The following is a 26,178-nucleotide window of genomic DNA, read 5'->3' on the forward strand; positions in this document are numbered from 1 at the left end:
TGGTTTGGGTATGTTTGTCCTTATCGTTGTATCCGCATAAATCTGACTCCACCTCTTCTTAATTTGGATTAACATTCGTCAAATCGATTACCACATTTCCGTTCAGTTTCATATATGGATAATGGGACCATTGATAATAGACCGGTTTAAAGACACCTTTTGCAGATTTCACAATTGCCTTTGGCTGCTGAATCGATAGTCCTTCTAATAGCCAACAGCTCATTTTACAAATAAATAGAATGGACATAATTATTCAAACAAATTAGATATTAACAAATTCTCTTATGGAATCCGTTTTGAAAAGAATTAATCAAAACGGATTCTTCCCTAGTGTATTAGTATATATCTTTTATAATAAAGTTTGATTATTTTCTACATGTGCTGCTCCACAATAGCCATAATTTCATCAATTACCCTGGTTTACCTTAACTTTTTAATTTCCTTATTTAGAGTAAACATATAAGAGAAAAACACAGAAACATAATGATTAGAAATATATATTGTTCATTATTAATTACGGTTCAGCTTTTCTGAATCTAAATGAGGTCCTTACTAATATATCCTATACAATAGATTTCAAGATCGCTAAGATAATTCCTATGGAAAACCCGCAAATAGCTCCATTCACTCTTATCCATTGTAGATCCTTACCAATGTTATTTTCCATCATATTGATAAGAGTTTCGTTATCCAATTTTTCCAGATTTTCTTTAACAAGAACTCCTATTTTTGAATGGTTCTTATCAAGGTAGTATAAAATTTGATTTTGCATCCAATTTTCAATACTTTCCATTTTTTCGGGTATTTTTACAATGTTATTTATATAGTTTTGAATAAATGAAATCACATACCTATCAATAAATTCTTCATCTTCGGCTAGTAGTAACAACTTTTTCTGTAGTTGCTTTAAAATCTCAGTAATTTGATCTACGGGGCTCCAATTGTTTACTAGTGTTTTCTTTGAATTATTTATCTCAACCATTAATTCTTCCTTATCTTGCAAACCTTCTAACTCTTCTCGAATTCGAGAAAGGATTAAATGCCTATATAGGTTATCTTCTCTTTGTAAAAGAATGATACTTTTAAGCATATATGGTTGAAGCATATTCCCTAGCTTTTCCTCAGTTATTAAATTACGAAAAGAACTAATTGCCACCTTTAAAAAGCCATCTGCTTCGATATTATCAAGTAATTGTTTGGCCATTATTCCTATTTTTCGCTTTGTCTCTTCTTTTGACATCCACTTTTCGATTTCAGTTAAGATATAGTTCAAAGCTTTTTCATCTAATTTTCTGTTTAGTGCTTGAGTAATTATAGATTCAAGAATTTTTTCTACTTTTAAAGTATGAAGATACTTCTTTAACTCCTTTTCAATAAACGGAGCTATTTTTTCTATATTTACAAAACTGATTATCTCATTAAGAATCAAACTGATTCTTCTTTTCAAAGTTACTGATGACAATTCTATCTCAGCAATTTGTATTAGTTTATCTGTAAAATTAATTTGTTTGATTTTCTCTTTAATACTTTCTTTAGTCAGCCAATCTTTTTCAAGCATGGTTATAAGAGCTGTAATCATTCTATCTCGGTTTTTTGGAAGCAATGCGGTATGAGGAATGGGGATACCCATTGGATGGCGAAAAAGTGCTGTTACAGCAAACCAATCTGCCAGTCCTCCAACAAGTCCTGCCTCAAATCCACCTTGCAATAATCGCCCCATAAAGGTTTCTTGAAAAGGAATCGTTATGAGAAAGCCTGCACTCATAACTCCTAAAGAAATTTTCGCTAAATAATTTGATTTATTTCCTTTTTTCATCAATGTATCAACCTCTTAAATTATTCTTTATACATATTAGATTTAATCAGATTTTGAATTTTAGAATCCTTTTTTTCCATTTTCCGAAACGAATAATTCCTCTTCTTTAGCCGTGCAGGTTTTGCGTTTATTGTCAACTACACATATATAAGCGGGTTCAATGGTGATTACTTCATCATTTGCCATTTTTAACGTCAATTTATTGGATGGATTATCTAAAGATACCTCGATTGTTCCATTCACTAGGACAGAGTTATTAAGCCAATAAACCACTTTTCTGAGTACACGTTCTTGAAAACCATCATTGATACTGAATACACGCTGAAGTCCAGAATTATTTTCAACTTTAATGTTTAGGACATCATTATGCTCTAATGAATGTTTCATCAATTGTACCAAAATACAAAAAAGGAAGTAGAGTTTTTTCTTCAATAAAGCCCATACCTTTTCTTTATAAGTATCTTTCCCGATTCTTCTTCAACTATCCTGCTTCGTTAGTTGAGAAAGGGTTTTTAAACAGCCAAGTTTATTCTGTCTATGCAAAATTTTTAGACCCTTAGTGAGCCGCGGAAGCCCCTTGCAGCATAGTAGGATTCTGCTCCATTATGGTACACAAAGACAGTTTCATAGCGATAATCACAAAAGATGGCCCCACCGAGTTTTCTAATATTAGCAGGTGTTTTCACCCAGCTCGACGTTTTTATATCGAAATTTTCAAGTTTCTGAAGCTCCCGGTATTGTTCTTCTGTTAAAAGTTCAATGCCCATGGCAGTTGCCATATCAATAGCGTTATTTTCTGGTTTGTGATTTTTCCTTGACTCCAGCGCTTCACGGTCATAACAAACACTTCTGCGACCTTTAGGACTTTCCACTGAACAATCATAAAAAATGTATTCGCCCGTGTTTTTATCATGGCCAACAACATCCGGTTCACCGCCAGTTCCCTCCATTTCATTGAGCGACCACAGTTTTTCAGTATTAGTTTCGAGCTTAGCTTGTACTTTTGCCCATTCAAGGTCTTTATGGCGGTTCATGTTTTTTTCAAAACGGGCTTTCAAAGTTCTGAGTATTTCCTCACGTTGTTCTAATGATAACTCCTTATTTTTCTTTGTCATATTAGTTTCCCCCTAATAGTTTTTACTCAAATTGTTTAAGGATTATATTGTGCCGTTATGCGTTTTTAATTAAATAATATTACCAATAGAGCAATCTCCTTCGATAGTAAAAGGAGCATCTTAGCATTTTTCAGTTACTCCTCCCTATTTTATATTATTTTATTCTGGAGAATTCAGCATTTTTTTAAAAACAAATTATATCTATACGCCAAAATGTATGTATCCCATTCCATCCATTATTGTAGATTACCATTCCAAAATAAACGTATATCAATTCAAGCATAGTCGTTAATGTTGTCATAAGAAAGCTTATTAAATAAGGATGCTTATATTTTTTTATAAAGTATACCGAATGTCTTCCTAAAATTAGATATATACCAATGATAAATTCCATCAATATTTATTAAAAATTTAAATGTCCAAAAGTTCTTGTCCATATACAATTTGAATTTGAATCTTTCGAAGCTAATTCGGGCAACAATTTTGTATTTAATCGTTGCTAACCACTTCAAATTTCATGGCATTTGCGAGTGTATTATCTCTAGAAAGTGTTTGAATGAATATATCTTTCCCATAAATCTTTAGGATTTTATTATATGCACCTATACTATTTCCTTTCAAAAACAAAAAATGGATTAATGAAATTGATTCAATTAATAAACTCTTTGAACTTTTCACTAGAAAGTCTCTTATTAAATTAACACTATATAGCAAGAATATTTGATACGAATCATACATATATTGATTTTAGTATTTCATTCAAACAGAAGTCTATAATTATCCAAATGATGGAATTATAATATAAGAGAAAATTATCTATTAAGATTGGATGATGACAATTATTGAAAAATCGGTTCTTGCTATGGTTATTTTACGTGTATTGTCTGGTAGTATTGAAGTAAGTGCTGGATTGTTGATGCTAAAGTTTAATAATTTAGAAAAAGCTTTCTATATTAATACAATGCTTGCTTTGGTTGGTCCAACAGTTTTAATCGTAACGACTGCAATTGCATTATTTGGACTAGCTGATAAAATTCCTGTGGCGAGAATCATTTGCCTATTTACGGGAATTACACTTATTCTTATTAGCTCACATATTAAGTAATAACAAAGTATTTCTAAAAAAATATAAAATTCTTCAAAAAGAATGTTTTGCAAAGGATGTTAATTACATAATCCTTGTTAAACTCTCTATTACAAACATCGCATTTAGCCATAATTTTTCTGAACAATATCATTTGATTATTCATCCTAATAATGTTCCATTATTTAGCTGTAGCGTGTGACGACGCTACGTTTTTTTTATGTATAAGTAACCTCTACCTGCACAAAATAATATTGAGTGTATCGCACGCACTTATTCGGTTGTGGCGTTGGTTGACCGTCACATCCTCCCTCATTCAGGGTCAGCTTAACTCAGTGACCCTTTTATAATTTCCGTTATCAGATTGTTTAGTAACATTACACTGCATTAGCTAGTTTTCTATTTAAATAAAGAATAAATCTTTAAAGCAACTTCTTTCTACAACATAAACAAAAATACCCTATAAGATGACCTTTTTGAAAGTGTCTATCTTATAGGGTACATTTTAAAACGTAAACTTCACCTTTTTTCTAATATTTTTACGCTAACTGCAGCATACGTAATTATTACTTTTTTAATCCTTTTTTCAATGAACCCCCACTATGGATAAGCTACTTCTATGTCTTCTTGTAAACTATTCCTTAGCGTTCAGATTTAGCCTCTCTGAAGATTATCTCAAGGAAAATTATTAGCAGTTATACTATTGCGAATTTCACGCTTATTTTTCCGGTGAATAGATAGTATTACTATTTCCATCAATAATTAACACTGATTTTCCTGGTATTGTTTTGCCTTGATAGTTAAATTCATCTTCTGAAAAATTTGCGACTACTCTTAATGCTTCACCATATTCAGTCATTTGAACGAATCTATCATCTGATATAATTTTAAAATCTGTCATTTCTTTCGTTATTGCTTTTTTGCTAAAATTTGACCATACCTTTGAATGCCTTACAATTGTTTCTTTATGTTTTTCCCACTCGTGTTTATCTATATGATATAAAGGAGGAACATTATAAAGTATCTCATACAACATTCTATTTGTTATTTCGTCTTTAAATTTTAAGGTTCCCCATCCCCACCAATGAGTTGTGATCACTGAATCGTTGTAAACCAACTTATACAATGGGATTGTGTAGTTTGAATCCAAAAATAACTTCTTGTACTTATCCTTTAGTGGTATTTGTTTAGAAAACATTTCGGGAACTCCACCATTACTCGAATAGTATCTCCCTACGTAATACTCACTTTGTTTGTTTTTTGCCATATCCTCGTCCATCCAAGAAAATGATGGCGTTTCTATTCCATGTGCAAAGGCAATAGATTTGCTAGCAAAATCATTTCCGCCCTCAGTTCCTACTACCAGATCCCATTCTTTTTGCAGATACTCCATTCTCGTAATCCTAGCCTGGATATCTTCCTTTTCAGTAGTAATATGTTCTGGCGAATAGTCATCAAAGATTTCTCCAGTGCCATCTGTGTCTAAAAACCATGAGTTAAATGCTAAGCCAGTATTTAAAATCGAAGTTACTCTTTCTTTTACACTAGGCATTGCAAGCGTCGGATTCAACTTTCTACCTGCACCTTGGAATCCTTCAATCTTTTCTCCATTTTTATTTGTTACAGTTGCATTCTCGTAAAGTGAAGCATCCTTAAATTTAGCAGTTTCCCACTTCTCTTTACCTGGTTCATGGATTGAATGATATGAATCATAGGTACCAAATAGATAGCCGAATTCTTCTGCATCTTTTACTAACTCAGGTTTAATGAATCCTTCCTGCCAATCATCCAAGCCGATCCACATATTTTCTAGCCCAGAATCCTTCATGTCCTTTATCACATCTACAGTATTAGCATCTGCCCACTCCTTTATTGGGTCAACTACATCTCCAAGTATGCTTTTTAATAATCTCTTATTTAGGTCAATTAATTCAACGGGATTTAAATTTTCTATTCCTTTGTTTAACAGCCTCTGAGTATCTTTATCTGTTTCAGTAAATACTTCCGGATTATAGAATTCCTTTAGTTGCATTACGGCACTTAAGGCTTTTATTATTCTTTTCTTATTATATTTATCTACATAATCTAAGCTTTTTAAATCTTCAAAAGCTGATGAAAGCTCTGATCCATCCTCAACATTAGTAGTTAATAGCCCCTGAATCCATAATTTCAGTTTTTCGGGAAAAATGTCTCTCAGCTTTGCCCATTTAATATTTTCTTCTGAAATCACAGTTCTGTCCCAAAAATAAGCATGAGGTGCACCATAAAGCTTTTCAATATTACTATTTTCTTTAGCCTTATCCGCCAAGCTTTTGAAGTCCCCCTGTTCAATCAAATAATTTTTATAGGTCTTTGCAACATCAACTGGATTTTTTTTCGTTAAATATACTCTGAAACCATATTCCTTCTCTTTATTAATAGTTGGAAACTCATGATTAAAAGTAAACTCAATATCGTTTTCTGTATTATAAACAATTTCACTATTATAAGGGTTTTTAATTATATATACTAGTGAATACCCACTTTTATCAACTGCAAAAAATTGCATAGATAAAGCCTCAATTACCTTCATTTTTTCTTCACTTAAGTAATTTTTCCAAATTGAATCATTGCTTGGAATATACTTCCCTTGATTTAATGGGAGCATATATCCGTCACCTTTCACTTTTGGCCATGCAAACATGTTGTCTTCATCCTTGCTGGATTTTATGGTTACATCAACATACTTATCTTTTTTTTCGATATCAACCTTAATTCCCTGTTCTGCATAGTTCCAGCTAATGTTATCTCCACTGTCTTTTAAATTTGAAACTTTCATTTTCCCCAATGGTTCCGATACTTTCTCAGTAATTCCATTGGATTCCACCTCAAGCGCAAGTGTCTCAGGATCCACACTAAAGTTAAAGTCTAAATTATTTATTTGTGGCTTACCCTCTATACCTGTATTAATTTTTTCTTTCTTACATCCCGTAAGAACGCTTGTTAATATTGCAGCAATTAACATGATTGATAGAATTTTTTTCATGTAACACACCTCCATACCTAGAGTAATATTGGTTTGTTACACGAATGTCACAAAAAAAAATCTAACCTATTATTTTTTAATTCAAAATAAAAGGCAAGCCCAAATCCTTAGTAGAAAGCTCCTTATTAGAAATCTCGTCAATCAGATTGAGAAAATGATTTTGAAATGTGAATCATACTACCATATAGCTGGGAAAATGGGAGTGAGTACGAAAATGAGTGTAGAAGCTGAAACAATTGAAGCGGTTAAGGAAGTTTTACAAACGCATGCTGTCATTGATGAATTTGTATTTTATATTAAGATTAAAAAAATGTGCGGTTAATATAGTCATTAGTTATGAGCACGATTTACAACTTTCTTAACCTTTTTCCTTTTTAACGGATTATGGCTGTTCAACCTGTTTAAATGAGATCATAAGTCCCAAATACGTCGCTTTATCCAATATCTATTAGAATCATTAAAACAAAACCTCGCTCGGTGAACCGAAAATTTCTTCCTTAATATCATTCACCAAATATTGTTTAAAAGAACACTACCTGACATATGATTTTTATGATATTAACGAATCTACAATAGCTATTTCAATTTAGAACTGTAGCTTTAAAATAAAGATTGATAAAAAAATCCCTTCCAATCCTTGTTCAACAGTTTTCTCAATTTTATATTCGCACTTAACACACATACTTTGATACATTACGAAGTAAAGCCGCTTATTTTACAATCAAGGTACAAAATAGCACCACTATAAAAGCGTATTCGAAAATAACCCGAATACTCTTCATTTAATCTTCCATCGTTTCTAAATAGCCATGTTGTAAACATGTATCTGTCAAAAACTTCATAAGCCTTTAGCAAATGACAATTCAATCGTGCTACTCGTAACGGCTAATTGTCGTTCAATTTATTCATTTAATTATTATTGGCGCTACTTTCATGTATAAATCTAAGGGTCACTTTACAAGAGTGAGCTTTTTTTATTTAAGCTCTTGATATATCTTGAAAGTAATTTTTTTTAATTAAATTTATTTAAGTAGATAATTATCGCAATCCTTATTGAAAACTTTACATATTATAAATTATGAAGGGAGGGGAATTACTATGTCTGAGTACTACGGTAGTGGCACTGGATCAGCATTTGCGTTAATTGTTGTTCTATTCATTCTTTTAATTATTGTCGGCGCTACTTTCATGAATAAAGGTTATTAATACCTAACACCGCCTCTAATGCTCATAACTATTAGGATAAAACAAACTTATCCTTTCACTTCTATTTCATTACTAAGGGTCACAATCCTCCGGTGGCCTTTTTTTTATTTTCCACCTTTCAAAGCATAATAAAAAGCCACGCTAGTGACTTTTTATTATCTAAACTTTAGATTTTTTAGCTTCAAGAAATTTACTTGTGATTACTTTTTCAATGGATTCGTATTTAGAAATTATGGATGTTATTATTGTTAATTTAGGAACTGTAAAGTAAATAATTACTGCAGAAGTAATACCTATAAAAGCACCTACAAGAACATCTAATGGGTAATGAACTCCCACCCAAAGAGTCGAACATACAAAATTGTATGTTCGACTCTTCAGATATTCCAGTTTCAAATTATATATTTATTCTTCAAAGAACATGTATCGTGATTCTGTATCACCAGCTAAGTTCATCACTATTATGTATGAATAATTTTTAAGAATATTGGACAAATCTACATTAAACGATAATTAGCGCAATTTATACGAATAATCCCCTTTTGAACAATAAATTATGAGAAGCATCCGATAATTAGTAAGTTGTGAACAAGATATTAATATTATGTAAACTAAAATTATTTGGCGTGGAGGAGGGATCAAATTCAAAAAGCATAAGCTTTTTACGCCTACGCTTTTTCAAAAATTAATGTTATGACATCGATATTCTTTTACATGCTATTTTTGCTGCTGGAATATCAACACCAGCACCAAGTGCTGCTTCTACTGATTCTCCCCAAGAACCACTGCTAGCCTTTATTTCGCTCCCTGCTGTCAAAACTCCCTCTGCTACAATTTTAACACAATCATAATAGTCTGGATTAGGATTACTTTCAAGATACTGTGCAGCTAATTCGTCTGCTTTCTTTTGTATTGAAAGTCGACCTTGTTCAGCCAATGAACTAAAAACACTCTCAGCTTGCCCACCAAAATGTACTATTTCGTCGTTAATGTCTTGACCAGTACGATGTATTTCTCCCATTTCAGATGACATATATAGTCCTCCCAATCCTTGAAATTTGAACTTTTTAAGTTCACAAATATTTTATCCAACTGAGATTGGTCTTATCCATCAACAACTATTTCTTTTTGGTATATATATAAAATTTAACATGTTTGTCTGGATATTCTTGTCTCTGAATTTAGAAAAGAATGTCCAGACATATTCTAATTTTTACGATAATGGCATGATTTTGTACAGATAATATTTAATGATTAATACGATATTTGGAGGTTATATACTTGCTGCCATTGACGAATTTGTTTTGTATATTGAGTTTGAAAAAATTACTCGAAAAATACGGTTACAAGTTATGAATACTATTTACAGCTCTTCTTAATCTTATGGCAATAATCATAACTCAAATGCACTTATATAAGGGCTGAATTTGTTCTAAATCGTCCTTCATCAGTGTTGACTTTGACTAAACCATAAAGATTCAAATGATTATCTTTCAAGGTGAGTTTCTTATTATTATATACTGCAATGTTCGTGTTTTATTTGAATAATGAAGTGTCCAGCTGATAGACTAATAGCACTTCTACTGTTCAAACACGAATTTTTAATTAGATTTACTACGAAATGGTTCGTGAATTTTAAGTGCTTTTTATTTTGGGCTATGAGAGCAATTGAGATAAGCGACTGTACATTTTATTGATTCTTGATGCGTCTCAGTTTTTTTAGTTGTAGAGCCTGAACTACTATAACAAAGCGTATTCGAAAATATCCCGAATACGCTTCATTTAATCTTCCACCGCTTCTAAATAGCCTTGCTGTAAACATGTATCCGTCAAAAACTTCTTAATCCCCGAAGCAAACGACAATTCAATCGTGCTACTCGTAACAGCTAATATTTCCCCTTCTCCAAAAATCATATGCTTTACTTTTGATCCAACGATTAGCGTTGACTCGGTTGTAATCGTCCGCTCATTACGGTACTGCTTCAGTTCTTTCCTCGGATTTTTGGGCGCTTTCTTTGGCAATTCCTGCGGTGAGACGATTTGTTTTAATTCCTTCATGAAAATCGATGGCACTATGCTTGTTTTAAAGCGCTTATTATACGAAATTAATTCCAAATGGCGAATCGCACGCGTAATACCGACATAAAAGAGTCGCGCTTCTTCCTCGCTTTCTTCTTCCGACTCACTAGGTAAAATCCCTTCAATCAAGTCAATTAAATACACACGATCAAATTCCAAGCCTTTTGAACTGTGCAACGTTGTCAGTGTAATTGCATTCAATTCATTTTTCGTATGAGACGAACGTGCTAAATTTTCAAGTTGCATTAAACGACCTGCAAATTCGGTCATTGTTGACGTATGACGAGCAATTAAACCAAGTACGTCTACAATATCTAGTAAATTTTCATAATTAAAACCGAGTTTCTCACTCATATTTTTCAAAGAACGCTCATATCCAAAGTCGTAACGGATATGCTCTAGCATGGCTGTTGGCGTCGTTTTATCAAATTGAATGCTATCATACGTTTTGCGAATCCTCTTAATATATTCAGGCTGATAATCCTTTAACTCAACATGCTCTAATAACTGTGTGAATACACACCCATCTGTTGGCACTTTCTGTAGTGCTTTCAATTGCGATGGTGTAATATAAGCATTCATTTTTCTGTAAACTTTTTCAAATACCGTGATATTTTTTGTATTGTACGCTAGACGCATGAAGTTCATAATATCCTCCACGACCCAATGCGTGAAAAAGCGAATCGTGGAATCTTTCATATAGAAAGGCAAACCTGCTCTGTCAAGCGCGTCCATAAGCGGAATGGCTGACATATTATTTCTATATAAAATAGCCGTTGAGCCACGCTTAGACAGATTTTTCAACTGATCCACTAAATATTTGGCCTGTAAATTGTAATTCTCTAGGATTTTAAACGAGATTGACTCTGCTGCAGGATTTTCCGTAAACATTTGTTTGTTATAACGCTCTTTATTACGCTGAATGAATATATTGGCTGGCTCTACAATCGAAGCAGATGAACGATAGTTTTGCGTCATAAGTAAAACCTGCGCTTCCGGATATGTCTTTCGGAAATTCAACAAATAATCTGGCTCTGCACCGCGCCAGCTATAAATGGCCTGATCCTCATCCGCTACGACGCATAAATTTTGATGGACTGCGACGAGCTTGGCGATTATTGCATGTTGAACGGGTGATGTATCCTGACTTTCATCAGTTAAATAATAATCGTAACGGCGTTGGTATTGCGCCAGCACATCTCGATCTTTCGTGAAAATATCATTCGCCATTAATAGCATATCGTCAAAATCAATTAACAAACGCTCACTACCTGCGCGTTTATATTCCTCATAACGTCGTAAAATCTCGACTTTTTTTGGCACCTTTACTTCTGCAATTTCCCATTCCTGTTCTGGCAGCATTTTATTTTTGATGAACGTTATGTACGTCAGTAGCTCGTCTAACTGATCTTCGGTAATTTTTGAGCCATTTACTTGTTCAAAAATCTCTCGAAGCACTCCCTTTTTTGAAATAACACCAGGCTTGTCCGATTCTTCAATGATGCCGTACGAAATGACCTGACGATCAAGTGTCTGCCGTACAACTTGAAATGCTAAACTATGAATCGTCGAAAAATCAACCGGTGGCAAATGCGGGAAAAACTTTGCAAAACGTGCCTTCATATCAACTGCCGATGCCTTACTAAACGTGACAGCCTTTATGCGAGAAGGTTTCACACCAAGCTCCTCAATCATATAGCCAATACGCATAATAATCGTCGTCGTTTTTCCTGAACCGGGAGATGCCAATAGTAACAGCGGGCCATTCGTTTGCAACACCGCCTGCGTTTGCACATCATTCAGACGAACGCCAAGTGAACGCTCCTTTTCCTCAAAATACGCTTTTTGCGCTACATTCATATAAATCGCTCCGTTCTAAAAAATCTATTTGTTATTATACCAAATGATGAGGATTCATCCGAGGGAAAGCAGCACAATTATAAAGCAAAGAAAGGATAAATGTAAGCGGTAAATAGCGCCCACCTGTTGTTCAGGGGACGCTATTGTTATCATAATTTAAATGATTATTTTATTGTATCTTAAAATTAGTCAGAATCTTATCTGATCTGGGCATGAGCGAATCTAACGCTGTGTGTCCTGTACATCGATTGATGGTAATTGCTCTAGCGAATAGCTATTCTACAACTCAATATTGATCAAAGTTTTTGTCCTAAGTAACTAAAATGGTGACATACATTCATCTGCCCCACATATGAGATTTTATACATAAGTCCATTGCACTTATCTGATCAAGAAACTTAGTTCATTGGGCTTCCTCGTCGGCCGAGGGACCGTAGATGCCTGGCACCGAAATATCAAGTAGGCGCAAGTATACCCCGAGCTGCGCTCGATGATGGATCATGTGGTTTAATCCGAAGGTGCGGAATGCCGTCGCTCGCGGCTCTCGGCGGATGATATGGTCACCATGGCGTAGCGTCCATTCTTCGCCAAGCGTATTTTCGTCACATTCGGCGAGCAACTTTTCAAACTTGCCGACGTTTGCGTCAAACTCATCCATTACGTCAGATCGTTTTTCCAAAGGTTCCCGTCGCAGCGGAACGGTCGAAAGATCAAACTCCGCGAACTGAAAAATCGCGATTTGCCAGTTCAGCAGGTTGATTAGGTGTGTGGCCAGCCCGCCGAGTGTCATTGATTTCTCATGTGGCCTCCATGACATATGCTCCTCGGGCAAGCGTTCGAGAATGCGACGCGTAGTTGCCAATTCATAAGTTGCGTCACCGACAATCAATTGTTTAACCATAATATTCCTCTCCTCCTTATGGTTAGCATACTATAAATTCCATTCGAGTAGAAAGCTCTCTATTATTTGGCGTGGAAGTTTGGCTATTTTGAACACAACCAATCACGTCTTGCAATGCGGAATGAGTTAATGTTTATGTTTAAATTATTAATAACCACATTCTTATCTAAATAATGAAGTCGTTGCACGAGAGTTCATCTCTTAGCGCAACGACTTCATTATTTGTTAAATTTGTTGAATGTATTTGATGTTGTATATCTTCTAGCCATTTCGAATACAATAATTGTTTCGTTATCAAGCTTTTGATTAATGATAGTTGGTTGCCAAGAGCTAACTATCGCTAATCATTTATCCTATTCCCTTTTATTTGTACAATACTTTTACAATTACGGGATAAGAATTTGCATACCATTTCGAGTTAACGGCATTAGCACCAGCAAAATCTATCTAAAATATTTACAGGTGTTTAAAGCTTAGATAATTTAGAATAAATGTAATTAAAATATGTCTTTTCTATCCTTGTCTTATAATTTCAATTAATATCACTTCCACTTTTTGGTTTACTTTTATTTGAAGTTCGAGCATCCTTGACACTTTCTCTAATACATTACGATATTCTTGAGAATATGTAGGGTATAATGATTCTTGCCTTTCTAAATTTTGATATACAACTAAAATGTTATTATGTAAAGCCACCAATTGGTTATACTTATTAACATTAGAATTCTTATCTGTATTTATTGTAGGATCATTAACATAAATAAAAATGTTTTTCCCTGCTGTGTTTATATTGCTTTGTTTAAAATCAATCTTTATTGTTATGCAATATTTCGCAAGTTTGCAGTTTAATGTTTATTTCACCCTTATTTTTAACAATTAAATGTTGACTCTATTGAAATTCCATTTACTAATTTTTACAATGAAAATAACGCTGTGAGAGTAATCGAGATTCACTAACACGTACCGTTGCCCATCTCGATCGCTCTCACAGCGTAAAAAAAGCCTTCCATTTTTTACGGAAGGCTTGAAAACAAATGGTCACTACTGCAATTTTTATAATTTACTAAAAGATTGTTATGGCATGCTGAATTAAGTTCGATAAATTTTTAACTCCTTCAGGTACTAAATGAACGTCACGCCATCAGGTTCGAAATATTCCGAATGATTAGTCGTTGCGGAATGCCAATCAATTAATGTGATATTATCGTACATCCTTTACATCTCTTTCCCAAAACGTGGTTCTCGTGTATTTACTAAATAAATATTGGCATTCGAGAAAGCCCCAATAGACCCGTCATGTGCCACGATCCTTTTAAAATTTTTTAAACGAAGGTTTCCATTCTGACAAATCCTGATAAACAAATGTTATATTGTCACATATTTTATCTGCAACTTCGTACATATGTTTTATATCATTGGCCGTAAATAATATATATCCTTTGCGCCCAGTACTGTCTACAATAGTTGGTATGGTGTCGCCCTCTTTTACTAATAGATCAATTAATACGATCTCGGATATGTTAGCTAACCCTTCATACTTGATTTCTTTTAAGCAACCTCATAATACACCCCTGTTTTTTCATCTAATGTCTGTACCACCTAAAAATTCAAAACCTGTTATAAAAGCGCTTTTAGTTCCAAAATGAAGACTTGATGATTACTATTTATAACGCTACGGTTCGAAACCCTTCTGGCTAATGAAAAGTTCATCTTCCGAAAAATACTGCCGCATTCGTTTATATACCATTTGATAGACGGATGGATCATACCATTCTTCCATTTCCAAATTTCTATATAACGCTTGTAAGCCCATCTTGTGTGTTCGTTTACCACCACTGCCGTCCCCCATAAAATAATCGTCAATACATACTCGGTTAACCAAGGGACGCAATATTTCTGCAAATCGCTCGCTACTTGGTAATACAGGTGCGATGGCAACCTGTGCAGGAATACCGGATTCAGCAAGCAGTTGGAGTGTTTTAAGCCTTGCTGGAATAGGAGGAGCATAGGGCGTAAAATGCTTGCGAATATCTTCCCTATCAGTCTCTACTGTCATACTTACCCGAACTTTATCTTTAAAATGTTGTAGCAAATCGATATCTCGACTTACAAGTGGGCTTCTAGTCTGTACAAATAAAAAGTCAGGGGGATCTTCTACCATAACTTCTAGTAAAGATCGCGTCACTTTTTCCTTATGCTCTATTGGTTGATACGGGTCTGTACTTGATGACATAAAAATGGTTACATTCCCTTTGGCTTTGGCGCGATGGAGCTCCTTTTTTAATAAACTGGCAGCACCGTTTTTAACATCGACCCAATTTCCCCATTCTCCTTCTCGAAAAAGAGCTACAGGCATTTCGCGTACATAACAATAGGAGCACCCAAATGAACAGCCTGTATAAGGATTTAGTGAATGAGTATATCCAGAAAGAAAGCCAGTCCCTTTATTCAGAATGGTTTTCGGACTTTTATAGAATAAATCACTTTTCATGACGGAAACTCCATTCAATTTACGGCAATAATAAATCATTGCTAGATGATGCATGCTTTTCTAGATCCAGGAGCAGTGACTTCATTTCTAATCCCCCCCGATAGCCAGTTAATGAGCCATTCTTTCCTATTACACGATGGCACGGTACGGTAATTAATACCGGATTAGCCCCAATAGCCGCACCTATAGCACGGACAGCTGCTGGTTTATTAATATCATTTGCAATGTCGGAGTAAGATTTGGTCTGTCCATAAGGAATTTCACAAAGTGCATTCCAGACTGCTTGCTGAAATTGTGTACCTACGTATTCAAATGGAACAGTAAAGGTTTTTCGCTTTCCTTCGAGATACTGAGTGATTTCAACAACATAGAGTTCAAGTTTTTCATCATCTTCAACAAGAGGACTTCCTGGAAAGCGTTTTTTAGCCCATTCGAACAATTCCTCGAATGGTTTGTTCTGTGAACCTACAAACACAAGCCCCTTTGAGCTTGATGCAATATAAAAATTCCAATCCTTAAACTTTAGTAAAGTCCAATAAAGGGTTGGTTTAATCTTTGTTTCCATTGTTCTTTTCCTCCATTTTAATCATTTGACGAAATTGTGCTGGTGTCTGTCCAGTTTTCTTTTTAAATAAAGTAATAAAATAAGCCACGTTAGCCATACCCACACATATGGCGATATCTCCAATCGCTTTATTTGTCTGAATCAAATACCTTTTAGCTACGTGTACTCTAACTTGTTGAATATACTCAACCGGCGTGATGCCTTTAATCTTTTTAAATGTTCGATGCATATGATACGGACTCCCATGACAAATATTTGCTAACGATTCCAGCGTTAATTTTTCTGTAAAATTTTTATCAATGTATTCCGTAATTACATCAACCCACTCGCTATCAGGCAGATTTTCATTAGTGGGCTTGCAACGTTTACAAGGGCGAAAATTTGCGCGTAGAGCTTGTTCTGCGTTTGGAAAAATGCATACATTTTCTTTTTTCGGAACGCGTGATTTACAGGATGGTTTACAAAATATCCCTGTCGACTTTACAGCGTAGAAAAATTGATTATTGTACGCTGTATCATTATTTATAATTGCTTGCCACTTTTCATCTGTTATCATTTCCACATCATTCGAAACGCTATGATCATAGCTCTCTATATGTCCGTTATTGATACTATCTGGCATTTATCTCACCTCTCCTTACAATATACTACCTATAATTTCAGAATGTACAATTCTGGGAATGGAATAGCAAGATATTGAAGTTTAATTTTTTTATCCCGCATTAACGGGCTGTAAGACTCCAACCTCAAAACATAGAGAAATCGTAGAAGTTTAGGTGGGAGAAGAACAGCCCGTAAAAGCCCGATTGGTTTAACTAATGATAAGTGGGGGATGAAGAAAACCCCCACTGATCAAAGTTTCACTTTATTTAGAATCGTGAAAAATGATTCCAAGACCGTATCGTTCTCCAGAAGTAACGGTGCTTACTCCGTGACGAACCGTATTTTTGTAATATCCTCTTTTACCTAGGACAGGTCTATGGTTAGTAGGAAAGATCAGCGCACTGCCTTGTTCTAAAGTAATGACATGTCCCCTACTCTGAGCACGTGGAATTTGTTCCACTAATAGAGACTCTCCACCGCAAAAGTCTTTATCTCGTTGATTTAATACAAATACTACTTGAAACGGGAAAAATATATCGCCATATAAATCTTGATGCAAACAATTAAACCCACCTGTTTCATATTTTAATATTAAAGGTGTCGGTCTAGTTTGTTCATATTTTTCACAGGTGTTCAAAAAGTTTTGAAGCTGATCTGGAAACTGTTCTGTTTTCTTTAAATAACCCAACCACCGATTGGCTGTTTTGGCCAATTCTAGATAAAAGGACTCTCTTAAACTTTGGATGATATCAGGTAATGGATAGGAAAAATATTTGTACTCTCCATTCCCGAAGCGATATCTCGTCATATTGATTGTCGTTCTGTATGACTCTTCCTCACGATACAATTCAATGAAGAATTCACATTCCTCATTTGTTAAAATCGTTGGTAGCTTTGCATATCCTTGCTCATCTAATTCATTTTGAATTGAATCCCAATTTAAGTTTTCGACACGCGTTTTTATATCTTGGACCATTTTTATCAACTCCTATTTAGCATTCTTAATAACTAACACTATAACCTCATAATTAGAAAAAAATAAGGTGTTTAGAATGTAATAGCAAGATAACAAAATTAGTAAAGATTATTATGTGATAAAGTAAAGTTACAATAGAAAATCGTAATAAGATGAGGAGAATGAAAAAGTGACATGGCATGAAGTCAATGATGATATTGTAATTACATTACCTGAAAATTTCGATATGAATGCAAACCTAGGCTATCTAACAAGGGAAAAAAATGAATGTATGTATGAAATAGAAAACGATACAATTACAAAAGTTATAGCCATTGGGGAAAATCGGTCCTTAGTACAGTTAAGCGTAATCGATAATGAACAAATGGTTGTTCAATTCCTGAATGATTCTAGACCTATTGAAAAGTGGCAACGGGAAGAGGTTGTAAAATATATTCATGAATGGTTTGATCTCGATAACGATTTAACGCCATTTTTTGAAATGGCAAAAGAAGATCCATTACTTAAAATGCCTGCCCGAAAATTCTATGGATTGCGAGTTATCGGCATTCCCGATTTATTTGAAGCTTTATGTTGGGGAGTTTTAGGGCAACAAATTAACTTAGCCTTCGCGTACTCCTTAAAGAAGCAATTTGTAGAAGGATTTGGCGATTCCATCGAATGGAATGGTAAAAAGTATTGGGTGTTCCCATCGTACGAACGAATTGCACAGTTAACACCTACTGACCTAGCGGATATAAAAATGACGGTAAGAAAAAGTGAATATATTATAGGAATTGCTAGATTAATGGCAAGTGGAGAATTATCGAGGGAAAAATTAATGAAAATGAACTTTAAAGATGCTGAAAAAAACTTAATTAAAATACGAGGAATCGGTCCTTGGACAGCCAATTATGTTCTAATGCGCTGCCTTAGATTTCAGACAGCCTTTCCAATCGATGATGTGGGTCTTATTAATTCGATAAGAATATTACGTAATATGAACCAAAAACCTACGAAGGATGAAATCTTAGAAATATCGTTGCCATGGAAAAACTGGGAATCATACGCTACCTTTTATTTATGGCGAGTCCTTTACTGAATAATTACAACTTAAATCGTGATATTAACCTTGATATGAGAACAACTATAAAGAGCATGTTTTGAAAAAGATTGATCAAAACACGCTCTTATTTGAAATGGGGCAGATTAACTAAATGGAAAAGAGCCAAACCCTTAGCCCTTAGTGCTACACCAATTAGCATATCTAAAAGACACCAAGCTTCTGCTCAAGCTTTTACTCACCCTTACACATCAATTTCAATGCCAATTCCTTGCTGCTTTGCCTTTTGAAATATTCCTTTTGCGACAGCTAAATCATAGTAAGCTGCACCTACTGATTTAAAAATTGTTATCTCATGTTCATCTTCTCTACCATTTCTAGTCTCTGTGACAAGTTTACCAAGTTCGCAATATATCTCATCGAATGACCATATGCCTTTTTCAGCAGCATGAATAAATTCTCCGGCTTCATTTTTTACTCCATTAAAATCATCTACTACAATTTTCTTAGCCTTCAAAATCGATGTTTCATCAATTTCGCGCATACTAGGTAAATATGAACCTATGCCATTAATATGAGCACCTGGCTTTAAATTATCTCCATCTAAAACGGCACTAGTTGATCTTGTAGCACAGCAAATAATATCAGCTTGCTTTACTGCTTCGGATACTTCTTCTATTACTTCAAATGGAATCTTTATACCATATTCTTCTAATTTATCACCAAAACGATAAGCTTTTGATGTTGTTTTATTTACTAGTAATATTTTAGTTATAGATCTCACAGCTAATACCCCTAGTACTTGCTCAAAAGCCATCCCACCTGTCCCGATTACTGTTAGTATAGTTGCATCTTTTTTAGCTAAATAATCTGTAGCAATTCCACTTAAAGCCCCAGTTCTTAGTCGAGTTAGATACGAGGCATTCATCATAGCCATATGTGTACCATTCTCTGCGTCAGTTAGTAATAAGACACCTTGAGTTGTTGGCATTCCCATTGGAGAATTTTTAGGGAAAATGGTAACAACCTTTACAGCAGCAACTTCACTAACTAAATCGGCACTTGGCATATATAGTGCCGACGCATCATGATCTGGAAAGTCTATAACAGTACGATGCAAGTTCACAATTTTGTTTTCCTCTTTTGCTTTTAATACCTTCCTAACGTCCGCTATAGCATTTTTCATACTATAGCTCTTCAAAATTTGTTCTTCATTTAATATCAACATATCGAATACCCTCCAATGAATCGTATCATTACGACTCCATAGTCCCGACTGGGATTTTTTTTGTGTCATCTGTTTTCGAATCTTTTTGTATTTCAGTATCTAAATTCTCTTGACTACGATCTTTAACAGCCCAAATGGCAATTAATGAAACGATTGCTGTAAAGATAATATATAACGCAATTGGTACATAAGAATTATCAAATTTAACTAATAGAGCTGTTGCTACTAATGGAGCTGTTCCTCCTGCTACAGCTGCACCAATTTGGTATCCTAAAGTAATCCCTGTGTAACGAATTTTTGCGTCGAATATTTCTGAAAACATTGTGCCTAGCACTGCCGTAATTGGCGACCAAATAACGCCTAGACCGATTATTGTAGCTACTACAAGCAATAAGGCTGATTGTTGTTGTAACATCCAGAAATAAGGAAATGCAAATAGTATCATTCCAACAGTTCCAATAATGTATAACTTTTTACGACCGTATTTATCTGATAAGCTCCCCATTATCGGAATTAAAATCGTCGTAATAATTGTTGCAATCATTACGGCATTTAGAGTGACTGTTCTAGAAAAACCTAAATTTGATGTTGCATAGGATACAACAAACGTACCAAAAATATAAAAAGGTGCTGTTTCTACAATCTTGGCTCCAATAGCAATTAATACTTCACGCCAATAGTTTTTCAACGTCTCTATAATTGGTAGTTTTGGAATCTCACCTGATTCTTGAACCTTTTTAAATGAAGGCGTCTCATCAATACCTTTACGAATCCATAAACCAAATAAAACTAAAAATGCACTTATTAAAAATGGTATACGCCATCCCCAAGTCATAAAAGAGTCTTCAGGAAGTAAAGTCATAAGAGACAAGGCAATAGTTCCAAACACCATACCAATCGTTACACCCATTTGCGGAATAGCTCCATATAATCCTCTTTTTTCTTTTGGTGCATATTCTACAGCAAGTAAAAGTGCTCCTCCCCATTCTCCACCAATACCTAACCCTTGCACTAATCTTAAAGTAATCAATAATATTGGAGCCCAGATGCCAATTGCTTGATATGTAGGAAGTAACCCCATCCCAAAGGTTGCAATCCCCATCAAACTCAACGTTATTACTAATGTTTTTTTACGGCCAATCTTATCTCCAATATGGCTGAAAATTACCCCACCAAACGGTCTAATAAAGAATGATAATGCAAATGAAGCGTAAGCAAGTAACAAACCTACTGTTGGATCTTCATTCACAAAAAACACTTGATTAAAAACGAGTGCAGCAACTGTGCCATACAAAAAGTAATCAAACCATTCAATCGAACTCCCTACCAAACTAGCAATCCAAATCTTTCTCATTTGTTTTGCATCCATATACTTTCCCCCTTTGTTTAAAATTGAAGTGGTGCTTCAATTTCATTCTAGTTCTTACTTTACAATCGACCGAATTCTCTGTCAATAATGTAAATTATTTTTTTATTATGACTTTCTATTGAATCGTGTATAGAATTAAATATTATAATCAATAAAGGAGCTTGATATAATGACATCAGATTTTCTAGGGGAAACATTAAAAAGAATACGCAAAGAAAAACAATATACTTTAAAAATGCTAGCCTCTCAAACAGGAGTTTCTATTAGCTTCTTATCTCAGGTGGAAAGAGGAAAATCCAATGTAACATTAGAATCTTTGAAGAAAATTTCAGATGCTTTAGAAGTAAATCCAAGCGTTTTCTTTACTACTAACAATGAAGAATTAAATGAAATACGTTCCCAATTCCATTATTTGGACTTATCAGATGGTAATATAGGTGCTTCCTATTTACCAATACTCGTTACGTTAAAAGCTGGAGAAAATGAAGGAAATGCTTTTTCACATGACGGTCATGAATTTATTTATATTGTAGAAGGTGAATTAACCGTTATTATTGAAGAACAAGAATTTGTTTTAAAAGAAAACGAATCTAAAATGTTTGATGCTAGGAAAACACATTATTGGTACAATTATCAAAATAAACCTGTTAAGTTCCTGCTTGTCTCATCTCAATAAAAAAAGACTATGAAGTACAACTAAAAGAGCCATGCTACATGTATAACGTAGCATGACTCTTAAAAGCTGTTTCAAATACAACCAACTTCTTTTTCACCAGTATTGACGAGATCTGTTTACACTTTATTACAAAAGTTAGAAACAAAATCGCAGTCACAGGTTGAATCTGTCTAAAATGCCTTTATCAACATAATTTGATTGTCCACTAAAGTACTTTGATAGACGATTTGTGATTTCTAGACTTCAATAAAAATATTTATAAAATTTTATTAATTGGTAAATACAATTCTACTGTCGTCCCTGTTCCTTCTTTACTTGTAATTTTAATTTCACCTTTATATAATTTCACAATCCTATTTGCAATGCTTAGTCCTAAACCAGAGCCCTCTGTTTTTCGGGTTCTTGCTTTATCCACCCTGTAAAATCGTTCAAAAATATTATGAAGCTCTTCCTTAGGTATTCCAATTCCATAATCTTTTACACGTATAATCACATGTTGTTGATCCTTTTCTATAAATACATCAATTTGATCCTTACTATATTTCATTGCATTATCCAGCAAAATAATAATAAGTTGTTTGATTTTTAATTCATCTGCAAGTATAACAATTGGATCTTCTGCATAATGTAATGATATTTCACGACTATAAACTTGTTTCAATTGATTTATAACACCTTGGCATGAAGACACCAAGTTTAGTTCATTCAATTCTAGTGAAATTTCGTTTTCTAAAGTCGCTAAGTCTAAAAGTGTCTGTGTCATTTTTTGCATTCTGGTTGCTTCCGAAGTAATGGCATTGATTGCTTCATCGGTCATATCTTTATTATCTAATCCATGTCTTCTTAAAAAATCTGCATAGTTCATAATGATGGTTAAAGGTGTTTTTAATTCATGGGACGCATCAGACACAAACTGTTTTTGTTTTTCCATATTTTCTTGAAGTCGATGAATCATTTGATTAAATGTTTTTGCCATTGTATGAAGTTCATCTTTTGTCTGATTTTGAATGGCGATGGGCTTAGGAACCCCACTTATCTCAATTTCCTCCATAGTTTTAATCATGCTTGAAATGGGCTTCATAATCATATTGGACAACCATTTGCCACCAAGTAAGGAAAAAATCGCAGCTAATAAGGTGCAGAGGCCTAGAATGGCACGAAGTATCTCTTTATCAGTTTCAAAACCTAATAATCGTTCTCCAATTTCTACACTCCCGGTAATTTGATTACCATTTTTAATTGGAACACGAACAATTAATACCTGCTCCTCAACTTGTTCTGCCGAAATCAAATGTGTTTGTGCTTGCTTTGTTTTAACGTATTGACCTTGCATCGTTTTTAAAAGTAATGCATCATTGGTTATTTCGTGAATGACGTTGTTATTCGGATCTATAATTCTAATATAGGAATGGGGAGTTAAAAAATCACCTAATTCTTCGTTAATATTGCTGGATGCATCGAGTGAATCAATAACTTTTATTAAGTCCTCGGCTTTTTGAAACAGTTCTACTTCTTCCATATTAGTCGAAAATTTCGTAAACGAGAAGTAGACAGCGATATTGACAAGTATCAAAATACACAGCATCCAAGCAGTCGTTAATAGATTAATTTTTGTAGTAATCCTCATTTGTTTTCTCCTTTATGGTATACCCCACTCCCCAAACGGTCGTGAATAATGGGGAGGAAAATCCTTCGTCTATTTTTTTTCTGAGATGGGCTACAGTGACATCGAGTATGTTGCCTTCACCTTCATATTCCCATCCCCAAACATTCAGTAAAATATTTTCCCGTGTGACTACTTTGTTTTTATTCATGACTAAATAAAGTAAAAAGTCATATTCCTTGGGTGTTAACGTAATGTTTTTCCCACTCCTAGTGACTTCCCTTGCATCTGCATCAATTACTAAATCATTCACCTTCAATACGGAATTCTCATGAATTGCTTTAGGTTGATTGCGTAAACAAGCACGAATTCTCGCCAATAATTCCTCGATTCTGAATGGTTTGGGCACGTAGTCATTCGCTCCTTGATCTAAGCCGGATACGATATCTAATGTAGTATTTCGAGCTGTTAAAAGAATAACAGGAACATTCCTGTTTTCCTTTCTTAGCCTTCTTAATACCTCAATTCCATTTAGCCCAGGCAGCATCACATCCAATAAAATTAAATCAAAGTTTGTTTGTAAGGCTGCTTCAAAACCTGCCCTACCGTCATGTTCTACTGTGACCTGATAACCTTCATATTCCAGCTCCATTTTTACGACACGTGCTATTTGCGTTTCATCTTCAATTAAAAGAATATGTGCTTTCACTTCATACTCATCCTCTCTCCATATATCAATTTCGCCTTGGCGTAATTTTGTCCGGATTTTGAATTGTTCTTGCACAATTCATTCCTTTGAAAATCCGTGACATCCGCCGGAGGATTTATCTTTTTCAGTAGGTGTTTTCTGCTGAATGAAGATAAAAGTATTTCTCTATAATTCATTTTTTTCGAGCACAAGTCGAAACAGTTCAAACAATAGGAAGTTAGAAAATATCCAAACTCCACCACAAATATAACCACCTACAATGTCACTGGGAAGAACATTGGTCGATAATATATTCCCAAACGCGAGCCCCGTTAATAAGAGTAAACCCAATAAAGGAATAATAATTGTCAAATAATTGTTTTTCAAGTGACGTACAAGTAAAAATATACATGTTCCATAAATGATAATTGTCAAAGTGGCTTTTAAATCAGGAAAATTGGATGAATGAAATTCTCCCCTAAATCCAATCGATTGGAGGAGCGAAAAAACCTCCACGATGAATGCATGAAAAGGAATACCTCCCAATATGGAAACAATGAGTAGAAGATACTCTAGTAACCTGTTCTGTTTCTTAATCCAAATACTTATGATGGTTACAGCTATAATGCTGCTAAGTGTGATCGACTGTTGGAAAATCAAAAGCTCTCCCAACCAGTTAATATAAATATTAGAATGAACTACATATTCTGCGATTTGATTAAACTCGGCAACATCATTTTCAAGATAATCTTGTACTATTCCAAACATTAGGATCACCAAACTAATTAGAGCTGACGCTAGGAATATAAGAAAAATATCTGTCGCTCTTATTGTTTTAAATCGGTTTTTTAACCATGTTATTGAACGAATAAAAAAGTTTTTAATTTGAATTTTATAAAACCTAAATATGAGGCAACTTCCTAACAAAACAGCCAAAACAATAAGAAAAACTATTAAATATTTACCTGCTGCTTGATGGAAAGTATCCCATTTTGGACCTAATACTTTTCCAAGGGTAATGAAACAAATTCCCCATAAAGAAGCACCTGTATATGCCGGTATGATGAATTTTCGGAAAGGAATTTTTGAAACACCTGAAACATAGCCAGTAAAATGCCTTACACCAGGGATAAAATAAGCAAAAACTAATAATTTACTGCCTGATCGTTCAAACCAAGCAGCTATTTTTTGATATTTTTCTGGTCCAAGGTGTACATATTTACCATACTTCTCTATTAGTTTATAGCCCCCTGCCTTTCCTATCCAATAAGTTAACGTAATTCCTGCACCAGCAGATAAAAAGACTGTGAGAATGGCTAAAAAATAATTCATTTCCCCTTTATAAACAAAGAATCCTGCATAGCTCATTAAAAATTCACCAGATATAGGAAGAGCCATGAGTTCTAAAAAGATCCCTATAAATAAAATCAAATAGCTGTGTTGTTCAAATAAAGTAATTAAATATGACATAAAAGCCTCCAAATTTATTAACAAATTTAATCAAAAGAGCAGGAAGCACCTTAACTTTAACTACAATTTATCACTATTTTGAAAGTAATGGTGCCTATTAAGGAATTTTTAAGTTTTTATATAGGAAATGGACAGTTTTGTTTTATAAACTAAGGATGCACTAATTTAGAGTGCTTAAAAATTTTTAGATTTCATGTAAGTAACTAGTAAAGCATTCAAAGTTTTTGAGATTTTAAAATCATTTTGGGAGGTAAAAAAATGAAAAAGTAGTAGAGGCAACTATGCAAAGAGTCATACTCATAATTGTGTGGTTATCATTCCTACTTGGGGGGTATTTCTGCTTACCAGTTGCAACGAGATTATTTACCTGCTATTCAATGA

22 protein-coding genes and 1 pseudogene are annotated in these 26,178 nt (G+C 34.2%); 5 read left to right on the forward strand and 18 right to left on the reverse strand.

The genetic code is table 11. The features are described from left to right. Positions 1–562: 562 nt before the first annotated feature. The 3 genes from ACZ11_RS08270 to ACZ11_RS08280 all read right to left on the reverse strand — a co-directional run bounded on the left by ACZ11_RS08270 (position 563) and on the right by ACZ11_RS08280 (position 2,931). Positions 563–1,816 carry a DUF445 domain-containing protein gene (locus ACZ11_RS08270; RefSeq protein ID WP_049665219.1) on the reverse strand — a complete coding sequence of 418 codons (1,254 nt, stop codon included), beginning with the start codon at positions 1,814–1,816 and terminating at the stop codon, positions 563–565. 60 nt (positions 1,817–1,876) lie between these two features. Next, positions 1,877–2,248: a hypothetical protein gene (locus ACZ11_RS08275; RefSeq protein WP_049665221.1), complete on the reverse strand. Its 372-nt coding sequence runs from the start codon at positions 2,246–2,248 to the stop codon at positions 1,877–1,879. A 116-nt stretch (positions 2,249–2,364) separates the two neighbouring features. Continuing rightward, positions 2,365–2,931, reverse strand: a complete 567-nt coding sequence (locus ACZ11_RS08280; protein WP_049665222.1) for a DUF4256 domain-containing protein — start codon at positions 2,929–2,931, stop codon at positions 2,365–2,367. An 829-nt stretch (positions 2,932–3,760) separates the two neighbouring features. On the opposite strand from ACZ11_RS08280, the gene ACZ11_RS08290 reads away from it, so the two are divergent. Further along, positions 3,761–4,036: a YqhV family protein gene (locus ACZ11_RS08290; RefSeq protein WP_049665224.1), complete on the forward strand. Its 276-nt coding sequence runs from the start codon at positions 3,761–3,763 to the stop codon at positions 4,034–4,036. A gap of 697 nt (positions 4,037–4,733) precedes the next feature. Here the strand turns inward: ACZ11_RS08290 and ACZ11_RS08295 are convergent. After that, positions 4,734–7,040 (reverse strand): glycoside hydrolase, encoded by a 2,307-nt coding sequence (locus ACZ11_RS08295; RefSeq protein ID WP_049665226.1) that lies wholly within the window; start codon positions 7,038–7,040, stop codon positions 4,734–4,736. Positions 7,041–7,943: 903 nt separating this feature from the next. Between ACZ11_RS08295 and ACZ11_RS27495 the strand changes: the two genes are divergently transcribed. After that, positions 7,944–8,030, forward strand: coding sequence for a hypothetical protein (locus ACZ11_RS27495; protein WP_403089293.1), 87 nt, complete (start codon positions 7,944–7,946; stop codon positions 8,028–8,030). A 108-nt stretch (positions 8,031–8,138) separates the two neighbouring features. Beyond that, positions 8,139–8,246, forward strand: coding sequence for a YjcZ family sporulation protein (locus ACZ11_RS25095; protein WP_082172721.1), 108 nt, complete (start codon positions 8,139–8,141; stop codon positions 8,244–8,246). Between the two features lie 159 nt (positions 8,247–8,405). Here ACZ11_RS25095 and ACZ11_RS27500 read toward each other — a convergent pair whose 3' ends face one another. From ACZ11_RS27500 to ACZ11_RS08335, 9 genes and pseudogenes are all read right to left on the reverse strand, one after another. Next, the gene (locus tag ACZ11_RS27500; protein WP_400961391.1) at positions 8,406–8,642 is read right to left on the reverse strand and encodes a phosphatase PAP2 family protein; all 237 of its coding nucleotides are present in this window, start codon (positions 8,640–8,642) and stop codon (positions 8,406–8,408) included. A gap of 295 nt (positions 8,643–8,937) precedes the next feature. Next, positions 8,938–9,279 carry a hypothetical protein gene (locus tag ACZ11_RS08305; protein WP_049665229.1) on the reverse strand — a complete coding sequence of 114 codons (342 nt, stop codon included), beginning with the start codon at positions 9,277–9,279 and terminating at the stop codon, positions 8,938–8,940. Positions 9,280–10,028: 749 nt separating this feature from the next. After that, on the reverse strand, positions 10,029–12,185 hold the full coding sequence (locus ACZ11_RS08310; RefSeq protein WP_049665231.1) for an ATP-dependent helicase: 2,157 nt from the start codon (positions 12,183–12,185) through the stop codon (positions 10,029–10,031). Between the two features lie 403 nt (positions 12,186–12,588). After that, positions 12,589–13,086, reverse strand: a complete 498-nt coding sequence (locus ACZ11_RS08315; protein ID WP_049665232.1) for a DinB family protein — start codon at positions 13,084–13,086, stop codon at positions 12,589–12,591. Between the two features lie 1,312 nt (positions 13,087–14,398). Beyond that, positions 14,399–14,644 (reverse strand): annotated as a pseudogene (locus tag ACZ11_RS26965) (ATP-grasp domain-containing protein); the annotation flags it as partial. Between the two features lie 114 nt (positions 14,645–14,758). Continuing rightward, positions 14,759–15,577, reverse strand: a complete 819-nt coding sequence (locus ACZ11_RS08320; RefSeq protein WP_049665234.1) for an SPL family radical SAM protein — start codon at positions 15,575–15,577, stop codon at positions 14,759–14,761. A 19-nt stretch (positions 15,578–15,596) separates the two neighbouring features. Beyond that, the gene (adaB, locus tag ACZ11_RS08325; protein ID WP_049665236.1) at positions 15,597–16,142 is read right to left on the reverse strand and encodes a methylated-DNA--[protein]-cysteine S-methyltransferase; all 546 of its coding nucleotides are present in this window, start codon (positions 16,140–16,142) and stop codon (positions 15,597–15,599) included. Further along, positions 16,126–16,764: a bifunctional transcriptional activator/DNA repair enzyme AdaA gene (locus tag ACZ11_RS08330; RefSeq protein ID WP_049665238.1), complete on the reverse strand. Its 639-nt coding sequence runs from the start codon at positions 16,762–16,764 to the stop codon at positions 16,126–16,128. Before ACZ11_RS08330 ends, adaB begins: the two co-directional genes overlap by 17 nt. 243 nt (positions 16,765–17,007) lie before the next feature. Further along, a complete protein-coding gene (locus tag ACZ11_RS08335; protein WP_049665240.1) occupies positions 17,008–17,721 on the reverse strand; it encodes a 2OG-Fe(II) oxygenase in 714 nt (237 codons plus the stop codon). A gap of 169 nt (positions 17,722–17,890) precedes the next feature. On the opposite strand from ACZ11_RS08335, the gene ACZ11_RS08340 reads away from it, so the two are divergent. After that, positions 17,891–18,802 (forward strand): DNA glycosylase, encoded by a 912-nt coding sequence (locus tag ACZ11_RS08340; RefSeq protein ID WP_049665242.1) that lies wholly within the window; start codon positions 17,891–17,893, stop codon positions 18,800–18,802. Between the two features lie 205 nt (positions 18,803–19,007). Here the strand turns inward: ACZ11_RS08340 and ACZ11_RS08345 are convergent, their stop codons facing one another. Both ACZ11_RS08345 and ACZ11_RS08350 read right to left on the reverse strand, forming a co-directional pair. Next, positions 19,008–19,991: an ornithine cyclodeaminase family protein gene (locus ACZ11_RS08345; protein WP_049665243.1), complete on the reverse strand. Its 984-nt coding sequence runs from the start codon at positions 19,989–19,991 to the stop codon at positions 19,008–19,010. 28 nt (positions 19,992–20,019) lie between these two features. Continuing rightward, a complete protein-coding gene (locus tag ACZ11_RS08350; RefSeq protein WP_049665245.1) occupies positions 20,020–21,360 on the reverse strand; it encodes an MFS transporter in 1,341 nt (446 codons plus the stop codon). A 169-nt stretch (positions 21,361–21,529) separates the two neighbouring features. Here ACZ11_RS08350 and ACZ11_RS08355 point away from each other — a divergent pair, with 169 nt between their 5' ends. Then, positions 21,530–22,036 carry a helix-turn-helix domain-containing protein gene (locus ACZ11_RS08355; protein WP_049665246.1) on the forward strand — a complete coding sequence of 169 codons (507 nt, stop codon included), beginning with the start codon at positions 21,530–21,532 and terminating at the stop codon, positions 22,034–22,036. Between the two features lie 256 nt (positions 22,037–22,292). Here ACZ11_RS08355 and ACZ11_RS08360 read toward each other — a convergent pair whose 3' ends face one another. The 3 genes from ACZ11_RS08360 to ACZ11_RS08370 form a co-directional block, all read right to left on the reverse strand. After that, a complete protein-coding gene (locus ACZ11_RS08360; protein ID WP_049665248.1) occupies positions 22,293–23,663 on the reverse strand; it encodes a sensor histidine kinase in 1,371 nt (456 codons plus the stop codon). Continuing rightward, positions 23,641–24,348 (reverse strand): response regulator transcription factor, encoded by a 708-nt coding sequence (locus tag ACZ11_RS08365; RefSeq protein ID WP_082172793.1) that lies wholly within the window; start codon positions 24,346–24,348, stop codon positions 23,641–23,643. The genes ACZ11_RS08360 and ACZ11_RS08365 overlap by 23 nt, the downstream gene beginning before the upstream one ends. A gap of 165 nt (positions 24,349–24,513) precedes the next feature. Further along, entirely contained in the window at positions 24,514–25,797 is a 1,284-nt protein-coding gene (locus ACZ11_RS08370) for a DedA family protein (RefSeq protein WP_049665250.1), read from the reverse strand. Positions 25,798–26,178 lie beyond the last annotated feature (381 nt).

This window comes from Lysinibacillus xylanilyticus, from assembly GCF_001183605.1.
In the GTDB taxonomy this organism is placed as follows: Bacteria; Bacillota; Bacilli; order Bacillales_A; family Planococcaceae; genus Lysinibacillus; species Lysinibacillus xylanilyticus.